The sequence below is a fragment of the Mesorhizobium sp. P2_E6 genome, from assembly GCF_056403835.1.
On the sequence record NZ_JBFUEQ010000008.1, the window covers coordinates 70,957 to 89,684 of the forward strand.

15 protein-coding genes are annotated in these 18,728 nt (G+C 64.5%); 7 read left to right on the forward strand and 8 right to left on the reverse strand.

Annotated elements, in window-relative coordinates:
* The first annotated feature begins 59 nt into the window (after window positions 1-59).
* Window positions 60-1,244, forward strand: coding sequence for an MFS transporter (locus tag AC1D08_RS20710; protein WP_457151317.1), 1,185 nt, complete (start codon window positions 60-62; stop codon window positions 1,242-1,244).
* Between the two features lie 19 nt (window positions 1,245-1,263).
* Here the strand turns inward: AC1D08_RS20710 and AC1D08_RS20715 are convergent, their stop codons facing one another.
* Window positions 1,264-3,501 (reverse strand): heavy metal translocating P-type ATPase, encoded by a 2,238-nt coding sequence (locus AC1D08_RS20715; RefSeq protein ID WP_457151318.1) that lies wholly within the window; start codon window positions 3,499-3,501, stop codon window positions 1,264-1,266.
* Between the two features lie 108 nt (window positions 3,502-3,609).
* On the opposite strand from AC1D08_RS20715, the gene AC1D08_RS20720 reads away from it, so the two are divergent.
* The gene (locus AC1D08_RS20720) at window positions 3,610-4,026 is read left to right on the forward strand and encodes a MerR family transcriptional regulator (protein WP_457151319.1); all 417 of its coding nucleotides are present in this window, start codon (window positions 3,610-3,612) and stop codon (window positions 4,024-4,026) included.
* A gap of 18 nt (window positions 4,027-4,044) precedes the next feature.
* Here AC1D08_RS20720 and AC1D08_RS20725 read toward each other — a convergent pair whose 3' ends face one another.
* Window positions 4,045-4,602 (reverse strand): GNAT family N-acetyltransferase, encoded by a 558-nt coding sequence (locus tag AC1D08_RS20725; RefSeq protein WP_457151320.1) that lies wholly within the window; start codon window positions 4,600-4,602, stop codon window positions 4,045-4,047.
* 191 nt (window positions 4,603-4,793) lie between these two features.
* The gene (katG, locus tag AC1D08_RS20730) at window positions 4,794-6,989 is read right to left on the reverse strand and encodes a catalase/peroxidase HPI (RefSeq protein WP_477423885.1); all 2,196 of its coding nucleotides are present in this window, start codon (window positions 6,987-6,989) and stop codon (window positions 4,794-4,796) included.
* Window positions 6,990-7,253: 264 nt separating this feature from the next.
* Between katG and AC1D08_RS20735 the strand changes: the two genes are divergently transcribed.
* Window positions 7,254-8,204, forward strand: coding sequence for a hydrogen peroxide-inducible genes activator (locus AC1D08_RS20735; protein WP_457151322.1), 951 nt, complete (start codon window positions 7,254-7,256; stop codon window positions 8,202-8,204).
* A gap of 181 nt (window positions 8,205-8,385) precedes the next feature.
* On the forward strand, window positions 8,386-9,369 hold the full coding sequence (locus AC1D08_RS20740) for a hypothetical protein (protein ID WP_477423887.1): 984 nt from the start codon (window positions 8,386-8,388) through the stop codon (window positions 9,367-9,369).
* 182 nt (window positions 9,370-9,551) lie between these two features.
* Here AC1D08_RS20740 and AC1D08_RS20745 read toward each other — a convergent pair whose 3' ends face one another.
* Window positions 9,552-10,001 (reverse strand): GatB/YqeY domain-containing protein, encoded by a 450-nt coding sequence (locus tag AC1D08_RS20745; RefSeq protein ID WP_457151324.1) that lies wholly within the window; start codon window positions 9,999-10,001, stop codon window positions 9,552-9,554.
* A 277-nt stretch (window positions 10,002-10,278) separates the two neighbouring features.
* On the opposite strand from AC1D08_RS20745, the gene carA reads away from it, so the two are divergent.
* Window positions 10,279-11,484, forward strand: a complete 1,206-nt coding sequence (carA, locus tag AC1D08_RS20750; protein WP_457151325.1) for a glutamine-hydrolyzing carbamoyl-phosphate synthase small subunit — start codon at window positions 10,279-10,281, stop codon at window positions 11,482-11,484.
* Window positions 11,485-11,520: 36 nt separating this feature from the next.
* Here the strand turns inward: carA and AC1D08_RS20755 are convergent, their stop codons facing one another.
* Both AC1D08_RS20755 and ypfJ read right to left on the reverse strand, forming a co-directional pair.
* On the reverse strand, window positions 11,521-12,786 hold the full coding sequence (locus AC1D08_RS20755; RefSeq protein ID WP_457151326.1) for a TCR/Tet family MFS transporter: 1,266 nt from the start codon (window positions 12,784-12,786) through the stop codon (window positions 11,521-11,523).
* A gap of 155 nt (window positions 12,787-12,941) precedes the next feature.
* Complete coding sequence (gene ypfJ, locus AC1D08_RS20760; protein WP_477228134.1) at window positions 12,942-13,868, reverse strand: KPN_02809 family neutral zinc metallopeptidase; 927 nt, start codon at window positions 13,866-13,868, stop codon at window positions 12,942-12,944.
* 195 nt (window positions 13,869-14,063) lie between these two features.
* Here ypfJ and AC1D08_RS20765 point away from each other — a divergent pair, with 195 nt between their 5' ends.
* Window positions 14,064-16,133 carry a hypothetical protein gene (locus AC1D08_RS20765; RefSeq protein ID WP_457153164.1) on the forward strand — a complete coding sequence of 690 codons (2,070 nt, stop codon included), beginning with the start codon at window positions 14,064-14,066 and terminating at the stop codon, window positions 16,131-16,133.
* Between the two features lie 169 nt (window positions 16,134-16,302).
* On the opposite strand, the gene AC1D08_RS20770 is transcribed toward AC1D08_RS20765, so the two are convergent.
* A complete protein-coding gene (locus AC1D08_RS20770; protein ID WP_095090960.1) occupies window positions 16,303-16,491 on the reverse strand; it encodes a hypothetical protein in 189 nt (62 codons plus the stop codon).
* Between the two features lie 112 nt (window positions 16,492-16,603).
* Window positions 16,604-17,059: a manganese-binding transcriptional regulator MntR gene (mntR, locus tag AC1D08_RS20775; RefSeq protein WP_167392353.1), complete on the reverse strand. Its 456-nt coding sequence runs from the start codon at window positions 17,057-17,059 to the stop codon at window positions 16,604-16,606.
* A 231-nt stretch (window positions 17,060-17,290) separates the two neighbouring features.
* Between mntR and AC1D08_RS20780 the strand changes: the two genes are divergently transcribed.
* Window positions 17,291-18,655 (forward strand): Nramp family divalent metal transporter, encoded by a 1,365-nt coding sequence (locus AC1D08_RS20780; RefSeq protein WP_457153166.1) that lies wholly within the window; start codon window positions 17,291-17,293, stop codon window positions 18,653-18,655.
* Window positions 18,656-18,728: the final 73 nt, after the last annotated feature.

The window sequence follows — 18,728 nt, forward strand, 5'->3', positions numbered from 1 at the left end:
TTCTGGATTGCCCGCAACGCCCATCCGTGGTTTGAGGCCGTTCCAGCTAGGGCCTTCCCATGTCGCTTCCGCTCATCGCCCTGTTCATTGCCGCCTTCGCTTTCGGCACCACCGAATTCGTCATCGCCGGCGTGCTGCCGCAGGTTGCGGAGGGGCTTGGCGTCTCGGTTCCATCGGCCGGCTATCTCGTCTCGGGCTATGCCTGCGGCATCGCCATCGGCGGTCCGCTGCTGGCGCTCGCCACCAAGTCGCTGCCGCGCAAGAGCTTGCTGCTCGGCCTTGCCGTCGCCTTCACCATCGGCCAGGCGGCCTGCGCTCTGGCGCCCGATTTCACCTCAATGCTGTTGCTGCGCATTGCCGTTGCGATAGCGCATGGCGCCTATTTCGGCGTCGCCATGGTCGTGGCGGTCGGTCTCGTGCGCGAGGACCAGCGCGGCATGGCGGTCGCCGTCATTCTGTCGGGGCTTACCGTCTCCAACGTGATCGGCGTGCCGGCCGGCACCGCGATCGGCAACATCTGGGGCTGGCGCGCGACCTTCTGGGTGATGGGTGCGCTGGGTGTCGCGGCAACGCTTGCCATGGCAGCCCTTTTGCCGCGCACCACCGGATATCAGGTCAAGCCCGCCGGCCTGGCGCGCGAAGTTCGCGTACTGGCGCGCCAGCAGGTCTGGACTTCGCTGATCCTAATGCTGATGCTGATGATCGGCCAGTTCGGCCTGTTCACCTACATCACGCCGACATTGCTCGAAATCACCGGCCTAGATGAAAGCCTGGTGCCGTGGGTGCTGCTGCTCAACGGCGTCGGCGCCACGCTCGGCGTCTTCCTCGGCGGCAAGCTCTCCGACTGGAAGCTGATGCCGTCGCTGATCACCATGCTAGCCCTGCAGGCGGTGACGCTGGCTGTGATCTATGCCGTCAGCCCCTACCCCTTGCCGATGGTTGTGGCGATTGTCGTCTGGGGCGGTCTCAACTTCGCCATCGGCACGCCGATCCAGACCCGTATCCTGGCCTGGACCGCCGATGCGTCCAATCTCGCTTCGTCGCTCATTCCATCCGGCTTCAATGTCGGCATCGCGCTTGCGGCATCGCTGGGCTCGGCGATGCTGAATGCTGGCTACGGCTACCGCAGCCTGCCGCTGCTTGGCGCCATCGCCATGCTGGTCGCCATTGCGGTGGCGCTCGCGTCTTATGTCTGGGAAGGACGCAGCAACGCCACGCCGCCGCTCACGGCCCCAGCCGAGTAGAGCACAAGACAAAAGCGCGTCAGCCGCGCCAGCGCAGCAGGCGCATGGCGTTGGCGGTGACCAGCACGGTGGCGCCGGTGTCGGCCAGGATCGCCGGCCACAGGCCGGTGATGCCGGCAATGGTGGTGACCAGGAACACCGCCTTCAGCCCGAGCGCCACGGTGATGTTCTGGCCGATGTTGGCCATCACCGCCCGCGACAGTCGCACCATCCGCACGACATCCATGACCCGGCCATGCAGGATCGCCGCATCGGCCGTTTCCAGCGCCACATCGGTGCCGCCGCCCATGGCGATGCCGATGTCCGCGGCGGCGAGCGCCGGTGCGTCGTTGATGCCGTCGCCAACCTTGGCCACCCTCAGCCCCCCGCGCTGCAATTCGCCGACGATGCGCAGCTTGTCCTGAGGCAAGAGCTCAGCCCGCGCCTCGATGCCGAGCGAAGCGGCGATGGCTTCGGCCGTGCGTCGGTTGTCGCCGGTCAGCATCACAGCGCGGATGCCTTCGGCCTTTAGCGCCGCAATGCCGGCCGCCGCATCCGGCCGCGGCTCGTCGCGCATGGCGATCAGCCCGGCCACCACGCCATCGGCCACCAGCACCGAGACGGTCTTGCCCTGGCCGTTGAGGCTGTCGATAGCAAGCCGCTGCGCCTCGGTCATCGCAGCACGTTCGCCCGCCGCCTGACCGGAGCCGAGGAAGACCGCGACGCCGCCGACGCTGCCCTCGACGCCCTTGCCTGAAATCGCCTTCGCGGCCAGGGCCGGCGGCACCGGCGCCTTGGCGGCCTTGGCCTTGTCCAGTATCGCCACCGCCAGGGGATGGCTGGAGCCCTGCTCAAGTGCTGCCGCCAGCGCCAGCACGGTGCGTTCGTCGAGCCCATAGGCCACGATGTCGGTAACCACCGGTTTGCCCGCGGTCAGCGTACCGGTCTTGTCGAAGGCGACGGCGGTGATCCGGCGAAAGCCTTCCAGCACGGCACCGCCCTTCATCAACAGGCCATGCCGCGCGCCGGTCGCCAGGCCCGCGGCGATCGCCGCCGGCGTCGAGATGACCAGCGCGCAGGGGCAGCCGATCAAAAGGATCGCCAGGCCTTTGTAGATCCATTCGTTCCAGTCGCCGCCGGCAACCAGCGGCGGCAGCAGCGCCACCAGCGCCCCAACCACCAGCACAGCAGGCGTATAGTACCGTGAGAAGCGATCGATGAAGCGCTCGGTCGGCGCCTTGGCTTCCTGCGCTTCCTCCACCAGCCGCACCACCCGAGCGATTGTGTTGTCCGACGCGGCAGCCGTCACCCGAACCTTGAGCACGCCGTCGGTGCTGATCGTGCCGGCGAAGACACCGTCCGAGACACCCTTGCGCTTCGGCGTGCTCTCGCCGGTCACAGGTGCTTCGTCGATAGCGCTCGCTCCCTCGACGATCTCGCCATCGGCCGGGATACGATCACCTGGCCGCACTACGATCACGTCGCCGACGGCAAGGTCTTCGGCGGGGACTTCGACCGTGCCGCCTGCACGCTCGACAATTGCCGTCTTCGGCACCAGGTCGGCAAGGCCCTGGATGCTGGCCCGTGCCCGGCCGGCAGCGACGCCTTCCAGCATTTCGCCGATCAGGAACAGCACAACCACGGCGGCGGCTTCCTCGGTGGCTCCGATCATCACCGCACCGCCGGCGGCGATGGTCATCAGCATCTCGATCGAGAACGGCGTGCCGGCCAGTGCCGCCATCAGCGCACGCCGGGCGATCGGCACCAGGCCGACCAGCAGCGCGGCCAGGAAAACCCCGCGCTCGACCGCCGGGAACAGATGGCCGATGCCGTAGGCGGCAAGAAGCGCTGCAGCACCGGCCAGCGTCAGCGCAGCGCGGCGGCTGCGCCACCACGGTTGCCCCGGCTCGGCATCGCGGTGGAGATGGGCGGAACCGACGGTCCGCTCGCCGACCGGCTCGCCGCCATGGTCGTGGCCTTCATGATCGTGATCAGCATGATCATGTGCCTTGGCCACTGAAGCGCGCCCGTCGATCTTGGCTTCCGCCCTGGCGATGGCGTAGCCAAGCCGCGTCACCTGCTGAAGCACCTTGTCTTCGAGCAGTACGCCGCCGTGGCTGACCGTCATGCTGGCGCCGGTCACCGAAACCGAGACGTCGGCGACGCCATCGAGACGGCGCACCGCCGTATCGATCTTGGCCGCGCAGGAGGCGCAGTCCATGCCGTCGATCTTGAACCGTGTCTGCCTGATACTTGGTTGCTTGAGGGGCGCCGTCATCGCTTCACCTGTCTGCCTTGCCCGCGTGGCGTGCCGCCGCGTGGGTCTTGAACCCTGATGTCGGACACTGTAATTGCTCTAGTCACTAGAGCTTCAAGAGGCAAAATCATGTTTTCGATCGGCGATCTCTCCCGCCGCACCCGGGTTAAGGTGCCGACCATCCGCTACTACGAGCAGATGGGCCTGGTTGCCGCACCCGAGCGTTCGGAAGGCAACCAGCGCCGCTATGGCCGGCAGGAGCTCGAGCGGCTGGCCTTCATCCGTCACGCCCGCGACCTCGGCTTCGCCGTCGAGGATATCCGCTCGCTCATCGAATTGAGCGGCCACCCCGAGCAGCCATGCGGCCATGCCGACCGGATCGCCGGGGAGCAACTGATCTCGGTGCGGGAAAAGATTGCCCAGCTGCAGCGGCTGGAGGCCGAACTCGAACGCATCGCGTCTTGCTGCCACGGCAATACGGTCGGCGACTGCTACGTCATCCGCGCCTTGTCCGACCACGCGCTGTGCGCCGACGAGCACGGGTGAGGAGGGCTCGCGCGCCCGCTACAGCTCGATCCGGAACCGCAGGCTTTCCGCTCCGCCATAGGCGGCATCCTCGAAGAAACGCTCGACCAGCTTGCCGCCATTGGTCAGGATCACCTTGTGCGACGCCGGATTGCCCGGCTTGGTGGTGATCTCGACATAAGGCAAGCCGACCGCCCTCGCCTCGTCCAGCATCAGCCGCAGCGCCTCGGTGGCGTAGCCACGCCGTCGCTTCCACGGCACCACCGCATAGCCGATATGGCCGAGCACATGCGGCGGTAGCGCAGCCGTACCTGGCTGCCAGCGAAAGCCGATCGAACCTGAAGCTTCGCCGTCCCAGATCCAGCGCCGAAAGCCCGGCAGGCGCGGCACCTTTCTGCCGTCGGGCAAGGTTATAGGGCCGCCCTTGGCCAGGGGGTCATCGAGGTCGGCGAGAAAGGCCACCGGATCCTTTTCGATGGCCGCAAGCTGCTCGCGCGTCGCTCGCTCGAGCCGCACATTGTCCGGCGACCAGCCGCGCTCGAGCGCCGCCTTGTAGGATGGCAAATGTTCAAGCGCGGGTTTGACGAGTTCGACCATGGTGCACCGGCGGAAGAGCTGCGCCTGTAAAATAGCAGCATTGCCTGGGAAGGCACGGTCCACCAGGGCGCACCCTCTTGCGACAAGGCCGCATTCCCATCGCTGGAAACGCGGCCCTGGTCTTATCCCTTGGGAGGAACCGACGCTCTGGCGCAACCATTCCCAGGCCGCGCCAGTGCCTTTTGCCGAGCTCAGGCGATATCAAAACGGTCGGCGTTCATCACCTTGGTCCATGCCACCACGAAATCCCTGGCGAATTTCGCCTTGGCGTCTGCGGTCGCATAAACTTCGGCCAGCGCGCGCAGCTGCGAATGCGAGCCGAAGATGAGGTCGGCACGGGTGCCGGTCCACTTGACTTCACCGGTCTTGCGGTCGCGGCCTTCGAACACGTCCTTGGCGTCCGAGGTCGCCTTCCACTCCGTGCCCATGTCGAGCAGGTTGACGAAGAAGTCGTTGCTCAGCGTTTCCGGCAGCTTGGTGAAGACACCGTGCTTCGACTGCCCGGCATTGGCGCCGAGAACGCGCAGGCCGCCGACGAGAACCGTCATCTCCGGCGCCGTCAGCGTCAGCAGTTGCGCGCGGTCGACCAGCGCCTCCTCGACGGTCAGCCGTTGCTTGCCGCTGACATAGTTGCGGAAACCGTCAACGGTCGGTTCCAGCGGTGCGAAGGAGTGGATGTCCGTCTGCTCCTGCGAGGCATCCATGCGGCCCGGCCAGAAGGGAACGTCGACGCTGTGGCCAGCGTCCTTCGCAGCCTTCTCGACGGCGGCACCGCCGCCGAGAACGATCAGGTCGGCAAGCGAGACCTTCTTGCTGCCGGTCTGCGAAGCGTTGAACGCTTTGCGGATCGCTTCGAGCTTGTCGAGCACCTTGGCGAGTTCCGCCGGCTGGTTGACGGCCCAGTCCTTCTGCGGCGCAAGGCGGATGCGCGCGCCATTGGCGCCGCCGCGCTTGTCGGAGCCACGGAAGGTCGAGGCCGACGCCCACGCCGCCGACACCAGCTGCGACACCGACAGGCCGGACGCCAGGATCTCGGCCTTCAGTGCTGCAGCGTCCTCTTCGTCGATCAGCACATGATCGACCGCCGGAATGACGTCCTGCCAGGGCAGTTCCTCTTTTGGAACCAACGGGCCGAGATAACGAACCAGCGGGCCCATGTCGCGGTGGGTCAGCTTGTACCAGGCGCGCGCAAATGCGTCGGCGAACTGAGCCGGGTTCTCATGGAAGCGCCGCGAGATCGCCTCGTAGGAAGGATCGAACCGCAAAGCGAGGTCGGTGGTCAGCATGGAGGGCGCGTGGCGCTTTCCGGCGTTGTGCGCATCCGGCACGCTGCCCGCACCCGCGCCGCCCTTCGGCGTCCACTGGTGCGCCCCGGCGGGGCTCTTGGTCAACTCCCATTCGAAGCCGAACAGATTGTCGAAGAAGTTGTTGCTCCACTTCGTCGGCGTCGTCGTCCAGGTGACTTCCAGGCCGCTGCCGATGGCGTCGCCGCCCTTGCCGGTGCCGAACGTGCTCGCCCAGCCAAGGCCCTGCTGCTCGATGTCGGCACCTTCCGGCTCCACGCCGACCAGCGTCGCATCGCCGGCACCATGGGTCTTGCCGAAGGTGTGGCCGCCGGCGATCAGCGCGACGGTTTCCTCATCGTTCATGGCCATGCGCGCGAAGGTGTCTCTGATATCGCGCGCCGAGGCCAGCGGATCAGGCTTGCCGTTCGGTCCTTCCGGGTTGACGTAGATCAGGCCCATCTGCACGGCACCGAGCGGATCCTGGAGATCGCGGTCGCCGCTGTAGCGCTCGTCGGCCAGCCACTTGCCTTCCGGACCCCAATAGATGTCCTCCTCGGGCTCCCACACGTCGGCGCGGCCGCCGGCGAAGCCGAAGGTCTTGAAGCCCATCGATTCCAGCGCGACGTTGCCGGTCAGGATCAGAAGGTCGGCCCAGGAGATCTTGCGGCCGTACTTCTGCTTGATCGGCCACAACAGCCGGCGGGCCTTGTCGAGGTTGACGTTGTCCGGCCAGCTGTTCAGCGGCGCGAAACGCTGCTGGCCGGCACCGGCGCCGCCGCGACCGTCGGCGATGCGGTAGGTGCCGGCGCTGTGCCACGCCATGCGGATGAACAGCGGCCCGTAATGGCCGAAATCGGCCGGCCACCACTCCTGCGAGTCCGTCATCAGCGCATGCAGGTCCTTGATCACGGCGTCGAGGTCGAGGCTCTTGAATTCCTCGGCATAGTCGAACGCCTCACCCATCGGATCGGACAGCGGCGACTGCTGGTGGAGAATCTGGACATTGAGCTGATTCGGCCACCAGTCGCGGTTGACCCTGCCGACGGCTGTGTGCACGACCGGGCATTTGCCCGTGCTGGGGTCGTCTGTTTGTGCGTCCATGTTTTTCTCCGATCGTGGCTGTGTTGAGCTGTTTCAACTGCTGCGTGAACAAGGACAAAGGATGTCCCTGGAAGCGGTCCGTTTCATGGCTGGCGCATGACCGTATGCCAGATACGCGACCGAATATCTTGGATGTTCCTGTCGCTGCGGGCACGCCCCGGACGAAGCCGTCCCGGCTGCTCCTCATCTCCCTTGCAGCTCCTATAGCAAAGCTGCGCGATTAATTTAAGTTGGATTTCCTGATTACAGCGATAAGGTGACATTATGACAAACCTGACGCTGAAGCAGCTGCGCTATTTCGAGGCGTTGGCGCGGCACAACCACTTCGGGCGCGCGGCCGACGCCTGCGCGATCTCCCAGCCTGCCATTTCGGTGCAAATCAGGGAACTGGAGGAAACGCTGGGCACGGAGCTTTTCGAAAGAGGCGCTAGACAGGTCCGGCTGACCAATTTCGGCGAAGAATTTGCCTTGCGCGTCCGCGACATCCTGCGTTCGGTGGACGAACTCGCCGATCTCGCGCGTTCCTCGCGCGACAGGCTGGTCGGCCGGCTCCGCATCGGCGTCATCCCGACGATCGCGCCCTACCTCCTGCCGACGATCATTGGCAAGCTCTCGAGCATGCATGATGGCCTCGATATCCATGTGCGCGAGACGCAGACGCAGAAGCTGATCCAGGAACTGGCGGACGGTCGGCTCGATGCGGCCATCGTTGCCTTGCCGGTGTCCGAACCGTCGCTGACGGAAATCGTGCTGTTTGCCGAGGCCTTCGTCCTGGTCCGGCCCGGCGAAGACGAGGGAAAGCCGGTGCCCAATCGCGAAATGCTGCGTGAAATGCGGCTGCTTCTGCTGGAAGAAGGCCATTGTTTCCGCGACCAGGCACTCTCCTTCTGCAACATGCATTCAGCACGGCCACGCGAGTTGCTGGACGGCAGCTCGCTGTCGACCCTGGTCCAGATGGTCAGCGCCGGCATCGGCGTCACCTTGATCCCGGAAATGGCCGTGCCGGTGGAGACGCGCTCCGCGTCGGTCTCCATTGCGCGCTTCAGGAGCCCCCAGCCCTCGCGGACGATCGGCATGGTCTGGCGCAAGACCAGCCCGATCGCCAAACAGCTGCTGCGGATTTCGGAAGTCGTTCGGCAGTCGGCCGACGCACTGCGCGCACAGCACAATCCGACACCGATTGCGCACCTGCTGAACCTGACGGCAACCGCCTGACAAACGCGCCTTGGTTTCCGGCTTCGCGTGGTTAGCTTGCGGATTGCCTGACCATTTTCAAAACACCGCTTGGGCGGCCTGCTAAACAAGATGTGTTTCGCCGATTGGCGCGAGGCGATTTATGATCGATTCGCGGCGGCAACACCGCAAGGAATTGCGAACGGGTGGGAGAGTTGATCAGGTGCGGTTGAGATCTGTCCCTCTAGGTGTCGTCGCCAGCCTCCTCCTTGCTGTGATCGCTTTGACAGTGTCGGCGCGGTCGTTGGCCGCGCTTCCCGATGTTCCCGCCTGGTTGCAGGCCCATGTCGGCGACAGCGATGGTCAGATCTCGCAAGTGGTCCTGGAGCGGGCCCGCGCGCTTTACCTGAAAAAGGTGGCGCAAGGTGCGGTCAGAAACCCCTGCTATTTCGCCATGGACGCGACACGACCCGGCGATCTCGGCAATGGCGTGCTCGGGCGCCGGTATTATGTCATCTGCGAAGCCAGCCAGTCGTTTCGCGCAATTCCGTCGGGTCACGGCGGCGGCCGCAACCTCAGAGGCACTGTCGATTTTTCAAATGGCAGGCGATGCTCGAAGAACTTCGGCAATGCCATGGATTCGGAACTGACCGCAGGCGGCGCCTATATGACCCGCGAGGCGAAAACTTCGTTCAAAGGCTTTTATCGCACCGGTGCGAAGCAGGACGCGGCTTTCCTGCGCACCTTCATACAGTTCGACGGCGAAGGCGAAGCTGCCAATGCCAGGCAGCGGGTGATCGGCGGCCATGCGGCGCAGGTGCTGCGCGCCCAGTGCATGCGCAAAAATCCGAACAGCTCATATGCCGATCATGACGGTTTGGTGCCGTTCGGCAAGCTGGTGGACTATCCTGGCGGTCGCAGCAATGGCTGCACCAGCTGGTCGCCGGCGGATGCGCGGCAGATCATCTCGATGGTGAAGGACAACCCGACGACGCTCTACATCTATCCGGAATCACGCGACATTGCCGCGGTAGTGGCACACCGTTCGCAGTCGGGCGGTATGCCCTACTGGAACGCATCCTGCCTGAAGGAAATCGGCGCGCCGAAATTCTGGCCGAGAAAAACCCTCGAGCCGATCATCGCCCAATACAAGACGGATCATCCGGCACCACCGCCCCAGCCACTGCCGATCTGCAAGGGGTCTTGAATTCCGCACCCGGATAGGCTGCCGCCCAGCCAGGCGATGCTTTCGGCGCTCCCGGGAGAGCCTTTCAGGCAAGACGAGATCAGGCACCTGATCCGCATCGTTGTCGAAGGCATTGGTGAACGGTCAGGCCGAATTGGCAACCGCTGACGGTCGCAAGCCCCGGTTAGCGATGGGCGGCAAGCCTACTGCAGCAGGCCCTTGACGATGCCGCTCGCCTTGCCGAAATCCATCTGGCCGGCATATTTCTGCTTCAGCGCGGCGATCACCTTGCCCATGTCCTTCTGGCTGGCCGCACCCGTCGCCGCGATCGCCTCGCGCGCGGCCACGGCCACCGCGGCATCATCCAACTGCGTTGGCAGGAAGGCGCGGATGATCTCCATCTCGCCGCGCTCCTGCGCGGCCAGTTCCGGCCGCTTGCCATCGTCGAAGGCCTTGGCCGATTCCTCGCGCTGCTTCACCATCTTGGCCAGGATCTGCAGGATTTCCTCATCGCCGGCCGGGCCCTTGCCGGCGCCACGATTGGCGATGTCGCGGTCGTGGATGGCCGCCTGGATCAGCCGCAATGTCGGCAGCCGGTGCTTGTCCTGCGCCTTCATCGCGCTCTTCAGGGATTCGGCGATTTTGCCACGCATGGTGCTTTCTCCTTCGATCGGCGCGGACAATAGCGCCGGGGACAGGCCAACGCAAACCCTGATATTGCCAGGCAAGCCACTGATATTGCTAGATGAAATAAATCGGAGCGGGATTGCGCATGATCATTGACCGCTTTGCGCCCTTCCCCTATGTACTGGGCCTTGCATGAACTGAAGCTTGACTGCGTGGAAGCCGCGAAATCGCCGCTTCGCGCTATTTGCCGCGCAGATGGTCCGCCAGGCCGATTGCAGCGTGCAGACTGATAGGAGCGCCGCCATGGCCGAGATGACCCCCGCTTGGGCAACCGAAAGGCCGACCGCCCTTCTGGTGCTGGCCGACGGCACCGTCATCGAGGGTCGCGGCCTGGGCGCCACCGGCTCCGCCGTCGCCGAAGTCTGCTTCAACACGGCGCTGACCGGCTACCAGGAAATCCTCACCGACCCATCCTATGCCGGCCAGATCGTCACTTTCACCTTCCCGCATATCGGCAACATCGGCACCAATGAAGAGGACATCGAGGATCTCAATCCGGTTGCACGCGCCGGCGCTGTCGGTGCCGTGTTCAAGGCCGATGTCACCAACCCGTCCAACTACCGCGCCGGTACCGGTCTCGACCAATGGCTGAAGAAGCGCGGCATCGTCGCCCTGTCGGGCATCGACACCCGCGCGCTCACCGCGCTGATCCGTGAAAAGGGGATGCCCAACGCAGTCATTGCGCATGCGCCCGACGGCGTCTTCGACCTCGACGACCTGAAGCAGCGCGCCGCCGCGTGGTCTGGCCTGATCGGGCTCGATCTCGCCAAGGAAGTCACGTCAGGTCAGTCCTCGGTCTGGCGCGAGACGCCATGGGTCTGGAACGAAGGCTTTGGCGAACAGGCCGAGCCTTCGATGCATATCGTTGCCATCGACTACGGCGTCAAGCGCAACATCTTGCGCCTGCTCGCCGGCCTCGGCGCCAAGGTCACCGTGGTGCCGGCCAAGACCGGCGCTGAAGAAATCCTTGCCATGCAGCCCGACGGCATCTTCCTCTCCAACGGCCCCGGCGATCCCGAAGCCACCGGCGACTATGCCGTACCAGTCATCCGGGACCTGCTGAAGACCGACATCCCGGTGTTCGGCATCTGCCTTGGCCACCAGATGCTGGCGCTGGCGCTGGGCGGCAAGACCGCCAAGATGCATCAGGGCCATCACGGCGCCAACCATCCGGTCAAGGACCACACCACCGGCAAGGTCGAGATCGTCTCCATGAACCACGGCTTTGCCGTCGATGCGGACTCGCTGCCATCAGGCGTCGAGGAAACCCATGTCTCGCTGTTCGACGGCTCGAATTGCGGCATCACGCTGACCGGCCGTCCGGTGTTCTCGGTCCAGCATCATCCCGAGGCCTCGCCCGGCCCGCAGGATTCGCACTATCTGTTCCGCCGCTTCGTCAATCTGATCCGCGAAAAGCGCGGCGAAGAATTGCTGGCGGAGCGGGCTTAACCGGAAGCGGCGCGCGCCTCACGCGCCCGTCGTCGCTCATATCTGCGCTCCATCTTCCGCCACGCTGGTGGTGACGTTTCTGACCGCCACCGGCTTTGCCACCTTGGTGACGAAGACGATGAGTGCCAGCGTCAGGAAAAACGCGCCAACCAGATAGGGCGCGCCGCCGAAGGTCACGGGCGCGCTCGGCCCGGTGAACCAAGAAAAGATCGCCGTATAGAGCAGCGGTGTGATGATCGAGGTGATCGAAAAGATCGAGGTCATCGCGCCTTGCAGTTCGCCTTGCGCCGAAGGCGGCACCTTGGCGGCGGCGAGGCTCCTCAGCGGCGGGTCGGCCAGCGCTTCCAGACAGCCGACGACGATCACCGCATAGATCATCCAGCCTTGCGACGCGAAGGCGTAGCCGAAGGCGCTGAGCGCCGTGAAGGCAAGGCCGATGGCTGCCGTCTTCCACTCGCCAAGCCTGGGGATCACGCGCGGCAGCACCGTCGCCATGACGATCGCCCCGCACAGGCCGAAGGCGCCGAGCGAAAAGCCGATCTGCTGCTCGCTCCAGCCATAGCGGTAGTTGGAGACGAAGGACCATACCGCCGGATACATCATATGCCCGAGCGTCATCAGGAAGAAGACAAGCCCGATCCAGCCGATGCCTTTGTATTGGCGCATCTGCAGGAGCGTCCCAACCGGGTTCGCGCGTTTCCACTCGAAGCGGCGGCGATGCTTGTCGTCGAGCGTTTCCGGCAACAGGAACAGCGCAATCAGGAAGTTCACGAAAGCCAGCCCAGCGGCGAAATAGAACGGTACGCGCGGCCCGAACGTACCGAGCAGGCCGCCCAGAACCGGCCCGATGACGAAGCCGACGCCAAAAGCGATGCCGAGCAGGCCGAAATTCTTCGCCCGGTTCTCATCGTTGGAGATGTCGGCGATGAAGGCGGATGTGGTCGAATAGCTAGCGCCGGAAATGCCGGCCAGCACGCGCCCGATGAACAGCATCGGGAAGGACCAGGCGACGGCGCAGATCAGGTTGTCTATGGAAAAGGTCAGCACCGAGGCGAGCAGGATCGGCCGCCGTCCAAAACGGTCGCTCAAGCCACCCATGATGGGCCCAAAGAAGAACTGCATCGCCGCATAGACGAAGAACAGCCAACCGCCCTCGATCGCCGCTCCGCTGATGCTGACGCCGGTCAACTCCCTGAGATAGGCCGGCAGCACCGGCATGATCATGCCGAAGCCGATGATATCGAGCAGCAGCGTCGTGAAGACGAGCGCAAGGCCCCATCTGGCGGTTTTGGGGTCGATCATAAAGGGTCAAGCTCCTCTGCTCGCCCTGGGGCGCAGGCGGACGCACCTTATAGGCGAGCTTGTCGCCCGGAACAATAAGGGAACAGGCTTGATATTTTCATCCTGACATCCCCTGACGGCGGTTCGCCGTCAGGTCGATCTCGGAAAACGGTCTCTCAGATCGGGCCGCTCAGCGTGTTGCAATCCGAAAGCTTGCCGCTCTTGTAGCCGCGCGCCAGCCAGGTTTGCCGCTGCTGCGAGGTGCCATGGTTGAAGCTTTCCGGCACGACATAGCCTTGCGTCTTCTTCTGCAGCGTGTCGTCGCCGATCTGCTTGGCGGCGTTCAGCGCGCTCTCTATGTCGCCCTGCTCCAATATGCCTTTCTGCGCGGTGTAATGTGCCCACACACCGGCGAAGCAATCGGCCTGAAGCTCGATGCGAACCGACAGTTGGTTGGCATCGGCTTCGCTCATGCCTTGCCGCATCTGGTTGAACTTAGACATGATGCCGGTCAGGTTCTGCACATGGTGGCCAACCTCATGCGCGACAACGTAAGCCCGGGCGAACTCGCCCGAGGCGCCGAACTGCTGGTCGAGCTGCTGGAAGAAGGTCATGTCGAGATAGACCTTGTGGTCGCCGGGGCAATAGAAGGGTCCGGCTGCTGCGGAGGCAAAGCCGCAGGCCGAGCGGACCTGGCCGCTGAACAGCACCAGCTTCGGGTCTTCGTAGGTCAGGCCCTGCGATTTGAAGATGCCGGTCCAGGTGTCTTCGGTCTCGGCCAGCACGGTGGCGACGAACTGCTTCATCTCGTCGTTGGCGGGCGCACCCGCGCCGCTGTCCTGGCCGCCGCTGTCGTCGGTGATCTGCCCGCCGCCGCCCGGCAGCAGGCCGCCGTCGCCGCCACCCAGGATCGTCGACGGATCAAAGCCGAAATACCATCCGGCCAGCACCACCAGGATGACGAGGAAGATGCTGCCGCCGCCCCCGGCGCGACCACCAATCGGAATGCGGAACTGACCGGGGCTGCCGCCGCCGAGCCCGCCGCCGCTGTCGCTGCGGTCGTCCTCGATATTGTCACTCTGACGACGGCCTCTCCAGAGCATGGCAACTCCTCGCGCTGCGAACTTCCCCATTGTTCCGGCATGGCCGGTTCAACCCAACAAACAATTATCCCAATGGTTGCACCAAGTCACAGCATTTTTCGAGACTGCACCCCTGCCGATATGGCCGCCTCGCTGCTCTGGCCCAGACCACGGAAGGCCTGTAGCATCACTGCAAACGGAGGGGGTACGCGAGGCTTGAAGACGATCGGTGAATTCGTGTCGCTGCTCGCGGCCCTGCTCTGCCTTGGTCTCGCCAGTGCCGGCGCGGTGACGCTCGATTCCAGTGTCGCCGTCACCGATCCAGCCACTTTGCAGGCACTGGAGCGTGGCGGCCTGTCGATCAGCCGCCTGCTCGGTCCGGCACTCGGCCTTACCCGCGAGGTCGACAATCGCGGCCTGTTTTCGGTGCCGGCGCTGGCCACCGTCCGCGACACCGTCAAGCTTGAGATCGCCGACGAACCGAAGACCAGTCCCGACCCCTATGTCGCGGCCATGGCCAGGTCGACCGACACCAGCCAGAAATTCAATCCGAAATACATCGACGACGACGGCTCGACGCTCGACCTGACCGGCGTCGTCAACCGCATGGATCGCGGCTATCTCGGCCACACCGAATGCGGCGAGATCCGGCTGATCTATCGCTTCCACTATTCGGTCGCGGAAAAGCCGCTGAAGGGAAAGGCCGGCCAGCGCATTTCCTCGCGCCTGCCGCTGACCATGAGCCTGGTGTTCAACGCCAAGCCCACGCGGGCCCAGGCCCGCGCTTCAAGGGATTTGCCGAGCGCTACCGACGTGTCCTGCGCCGAAATCGCCAAGCGCTGGCTTGCCGCCGGGCAGAAGGATCTGCCGCCCGACCAGTTGGCGGCGTGGCTGCGCTCCGACGAAGGGCCGCTCTCCGGCGCCATGCTGAACTCGTCACAGATCATGCGGCTCGAACTCAACATGCAGGTGCTCAGGCTATCGGCCTCGACGCGTCGCGATTTCGGCGGCCACGCCGAATATCTGCTGAAGATCTTCAAATGGAATCCGGCCACCTCGAGCTTCTACGAATCGAAAATGGAGAACCAGATCGACCGGGCGATCGTGCTGGCCGACAAGCCGTCCTTCGCCAAGTGGCTGCTCACCGACCGCAACATCTACGACCTCGATCATGGGCGGCTGGTCATCGACGAAAAGTTCTTGGCCAAGAGCGCCGTCTCCGTAGCACCCGGCGGCCTGAGCCGGTCGCAGAACAACATCGCCTACGGGCTGGTCGACGACGCCGATATCGACAAGGCGCTGAAGGACTACGTTGCCAGGGGCAACACGCTCTCCTCCGTCAAGTCGGTGGCTGGCTTCGAATTGCGGCTCAATGAGATGACCTGCACCGGCTGCCACCAGACGCATGGCATTGCCGGCTTCCACTACACCGGCGCCGACCCGGCCAGCGAGCCGCGCCGCAACGCCGTCTTCGTGCCGGGCTCCGCCGTGTTCTTTGCCGACCTGCCGCGTCGACTCGCCATCGTCGAGCAGTTCGCCGCCGGCGGCCATCCGGATTTCACGCGTGGCTTTGCCGCCCGTCCGGACCAGAAATACACCGAGGCGCTGAAGGGCACGGACCTCTACAATGGCTGGGGCTCGATCTGCTATCGCGGCGAGGATTTGAGCTTCAAGGACTGGAGCTGCGGCGAAGGCCTGCGCTGCGCCGGCGTCCATGAAAGCGCCATCCATCCAGGGTTCGGCACCTGCGTCAGCGAGGCCGGGACGGCGGTCGGTGACCCCGTCGAGTTCGGCGAGATAAAAATGTCGACATGGGGCAACGACCGGTATTGCCGGCTGTCACCGGCCACCGCCAAGGCATGCGCCATCGATCCGGCGCGGGACAAGAAGCCGACGGTCAAGCTCGCCGGCTATGGCGCCGCACGCCAGCGCTACGACAATCCGCAGCAGAAGACCGGCGGCTTTCCCGGCGGCATGCTGCGCAAGGCGAGCTGCGACAAGCTTCCCGACGAGGCGACGTGCGGCCGGTTGGCCAAAACCGGATTCAACGACTGCATTGCGTCGGGCAAGGACCACAAATTCTGCACCAAGGAATTCACCAAGACCGCCGGCCTGCGTGCATGCGACAAGGCGCACCCCTGCCGCGAGGATTATATCTGCACCGCCGGCTATGACGACCTGACGGAAGCAAAAGCCGGCGAAGGCACCTGCATCCCGCCGTATTTCATCTTCCAGTTCCGCGTCGACGGCCACCCCAGAAGCTGGGTGCAAGATGTCAGGGAGTGAGAGCCCGGTTTTGCCGCAGGCAAATTGATAGACCCAGTGGTCCGTTCAAAGGGCTCGAACGCCCGGGCCATAGCCTAGGGACAAGCGGTGCTGCCACAACGAAGGCGCCGTTGCTACCTCTCAGCAAACGGCTTTCGCCGACAATTGCCGATGTCTGCCCGGCGGGCGCCTAATCCCTCTGCTTGGCGCCGGCGCTCTTGCCATCGGAGCTCTTCGAGCGCTCCTCGAAACGCGCGGCGCCCTTCTTCAGCGGATGACCGGTCTCGGCCTCGGTCTTGCGCTCATCCTTGGCCGCCGCCTGCTTCAGTCCCTTGGCCGCCTGCTTGCCCTTTGCGGTCGGTGCCTGTTCAACGCCCATCGCTTCCTCCCTTTGGCGCGCACGTCAATCGCGCGGTGTGAGGAGCAACGTGCGTAACATCAGGTGGTTCCCGCGCGGCTTCGTCGTTCGGGAAACGCGGCGCTGACGCAGCTCAGCGCGCCGCCGTCATCGCCTTGCGAAACGCTTCGAGCGTCTCGGCGCTGACATGGTGCTCGATGCCCTCGGCATCGATGCGCGCGGTCTCGGCGCTGACGCCGAGCGAGCGCAGGAAGGCTTCCACCGTCTGGTGGCGGATGCGGCTCTCCACCGCGACCTTGCGGCCGGCATCGGTCAGGAACACGCCGCGATAGGGTTTTCTGGACACCAGGCCGTCGGCGCACAGCCTGGTCAGCATCTTGGCCACCGTCGGCTGGGCGACGCCGAGCCGTGCGGCGATATCGACCTGACGCGCCTCGTTGCCGTCTTCGATCAGGTCGGCGATCAGCTCGACATAATCCTCGACCAACGCGCTGCGGCGCGCTTCGCGCGTGTGCCTGAACCCTTCCGAATGGACGTCGGCGTCAGGCAGCGGCTTTTCGCGCGGGACCGGTCTGTTCTTCAGCGCCAATGCGCGCCCCTCCTGGGAGTTTAGCCGTCCATGCATTCATAGCACGGGCTCTGATTCTTCAGGCCGTTTATTTGCATTCCGCCACAGGCGCAACCTGCGTTGTCGGCGACCGTTCCCGCGCCAGGTCACGGCCCGAACAAAAAGCACCGACAATGAAATATAGCATATTGCATAATGTTGAGCCATGGCATAGCCTAGGGCAACATCGACACGTCTCGCGGAAAGCCCCTCATGTCTGAAGTCGAAGCCACAGCCTCCCAATCCACTTGGCGGTTCGCCAGGCCCGAGGAGGACGACCAGCCCAGCCTGCGCGAGGTCAATTCTTCCATCGCGGTTCCGAATTCGGGCGTCTGGTTCCGCCGGCTGTTCGCCTTCATGGGCCCCGGCTACATGGTCTCGGTCGGCTATATGGATCCGGGCAACTGGGCGACCGACCTCGCCGGTGGCGCGCAGTTTGGCTACACGCTGCTCTTCATCATCATGCTCTCTAACCTGATGGCGATCCTGCTGCAGGCGCTGGCTGCCCGCCTCGGCATCGCCACCGGCCGCGACCTCGCCCAGGCCTGCCGCGCCTACTATCCGCGCCCCGTCAATTTCATGCTGTGGATCGCGTGCGAACTGGCCATCATTGCTTGCGACCTGGCCGAAGTCATCGGCACCGCGATCGCGCTGCAGCTTCTGTTCGGCATTCCGCTGATCGGCGGCGCCGTGCTCACGGCGCTCGATGCCTTTCTCGTGCTTCTGTTGATGAACAAGGGTTTTCGCTATCTCGAAGCCTTCGTCATCGCGCTCCTGATCATCATCTTCAGCTGCTTTGCCATCCAGATCTTTGTCGCCGCCCCGCCGGCCGGCTCGATCCTACATGCCATGTTCATTCCGTCGTCCGAGATCGTCACCAATCCGGCAATGCTCTACATCGCCATCGGCATCATCGGCGCCACCGTCATGCCGCACAATCTCTATCTGCACTCCTCGATCGTGCAGACCCGCGCCTATGAGCGCACCGACAAGGGCAAGCGCGACGCCATCAAATGGGCGACGACGGACTCGACCATCGCCCTGATGCTCGCCTTGTTCGTCAACGCCTCGATCCTGATCGTGTCGGCGGTCGCCTTCCACGACACTGGCCACCAGGATGTCGCCGAGATCGGCCAGGCCTTCGAGCTGCTGTCGCCGCTGCTGGGCCTCGGCATCGCCTCGATCCTGTTCGCCGTCGCGCTGCTGGCTTCCGGCCTGAACTCGACTGTGACGGCGACGCTGGCCGGCCAGATCGTCATGGAAGGTTTCCTGCGCCTGCGCATCCCCAACTGGGCACGCCGCCTGTTGACGCGCGGGCTCGCCATCATCCCGGTGGTGATCGTCACCGCGCTCTATGGCGAAAAAGGCACCGGCCAGTTGCTGGTGTTCAGCCAGGTGATCCTGTCGATGCAGCTGCCCTTCGCGGTTGTCCCGCTGGTGCAGTTCGTCTCCGACAGGAAGAAGATGGGCAACCTCGCCATTCCGCGCGGCGTCGCGGCACTGGCCTGGGTGGTCGCCGCGATCATCCTGGTGCTCAACTTCAAGCTGCTCTACGACACCATGTTCGGGGTCGGCTGAGACGCGACATCGACTGCTCTGCTGAGAGATAGTCCGGCGACAAATCGGCAATCCGCGCTATCTTCTCCCGCGT

What these genes read in the sequence shown, in the direction of transcription:
- ypfJ (WP_477228134.1), bottom strand. Translation starts at nt 13,868, where the DNA reads ATGCTCTGGAGAGGCCGTCGTCAGAGTGACAATATCGAGGACGACCGC.
- AC1D08_RS20715 (WP_457151318.1), bottom strand. Translation starts at nt 3,501, where the DNA reads ATGACGGCGCCCCTCAAGCAACCAAGTATCAGGCAGACACGGTTCAAG.
- AC1D08_RS20755 (WP_457151326.1), bottom strand. Translation starts at nt 12,786, where the DNA reads ATGATCGACCCCAAAACCGCCAGATGGGGCCTTGCGCTCGTCTTCACG.
- AC1D08_RS20735 (WP_457151322.1), top strand. Translation starts at nt 7,254, where the DNA reads ATGACAAACCTGACGCTGAAGCAGCTGCGCTATTTCGAGGCGTTGGCG.
- katG (WP_477423885.1), bottom strand. Translation starts at nt 6,989, where the DNA reads ATGGACGCACAAACAGACGACCCCAGCACGGGCAAATGCCCGGTCGTG.
- AC1D08_RS20720 (WP_457151319.1), top strand. Translation starts at nt 3,610, where the DNA reads ATGTTTTCGATCGGCGATCTCTCCCGCCGCACCCGGGTTAAGGTGCCG.
- AC1D08_RS20770 (WP_095090960.1), bottom strand. Translation starts at nt 16,491, where the DNA reads ATGGGCGTTGAACAGGCACCGACCGCAAAGGGCAAGCAGGCGGCCAAG.
- AC1D08_RS20780 (WP_457153166.1), top strand. Translation starts at nt 17,291, where the DNA reads ATGTCTGAAGTCGAAGCCACAGCCTCCCAATCCACTTGGCGGTTCGCC.
- carA (WP_457151325.1), top strand. Translation starts at nt 10,279, where the DNA reads ATGGCCGAGATGACCCCCGCTTGGGCAACCGAAAGGCCGACCGCCCTT.
- AC1D08_RS20745 (WP_457151324.1), bottom strand. Translation starts at nt 10,001, where the DNA reads ATGCGTGGCAAAATCGCCGAATCCCTGAAGAGCGCGATGAAGGCGCAG.
- AC1D08_RS20725 (WP_457151320.1), bottom strand. Translation starts at nt 4,602, where the DNA reads ATGGTCGAACTCGTCAAACCCGCGCTTGAACATTTGCCATCCTACAAG.
- AC1D08_RS20710 (WP_457151317.1), top strand. Translation starts at nt 60, where the DNA reads ATGTCGCTTCCGCTCATCGCCCTGTTCATTGCCGCCTTCGCTTTCGGC.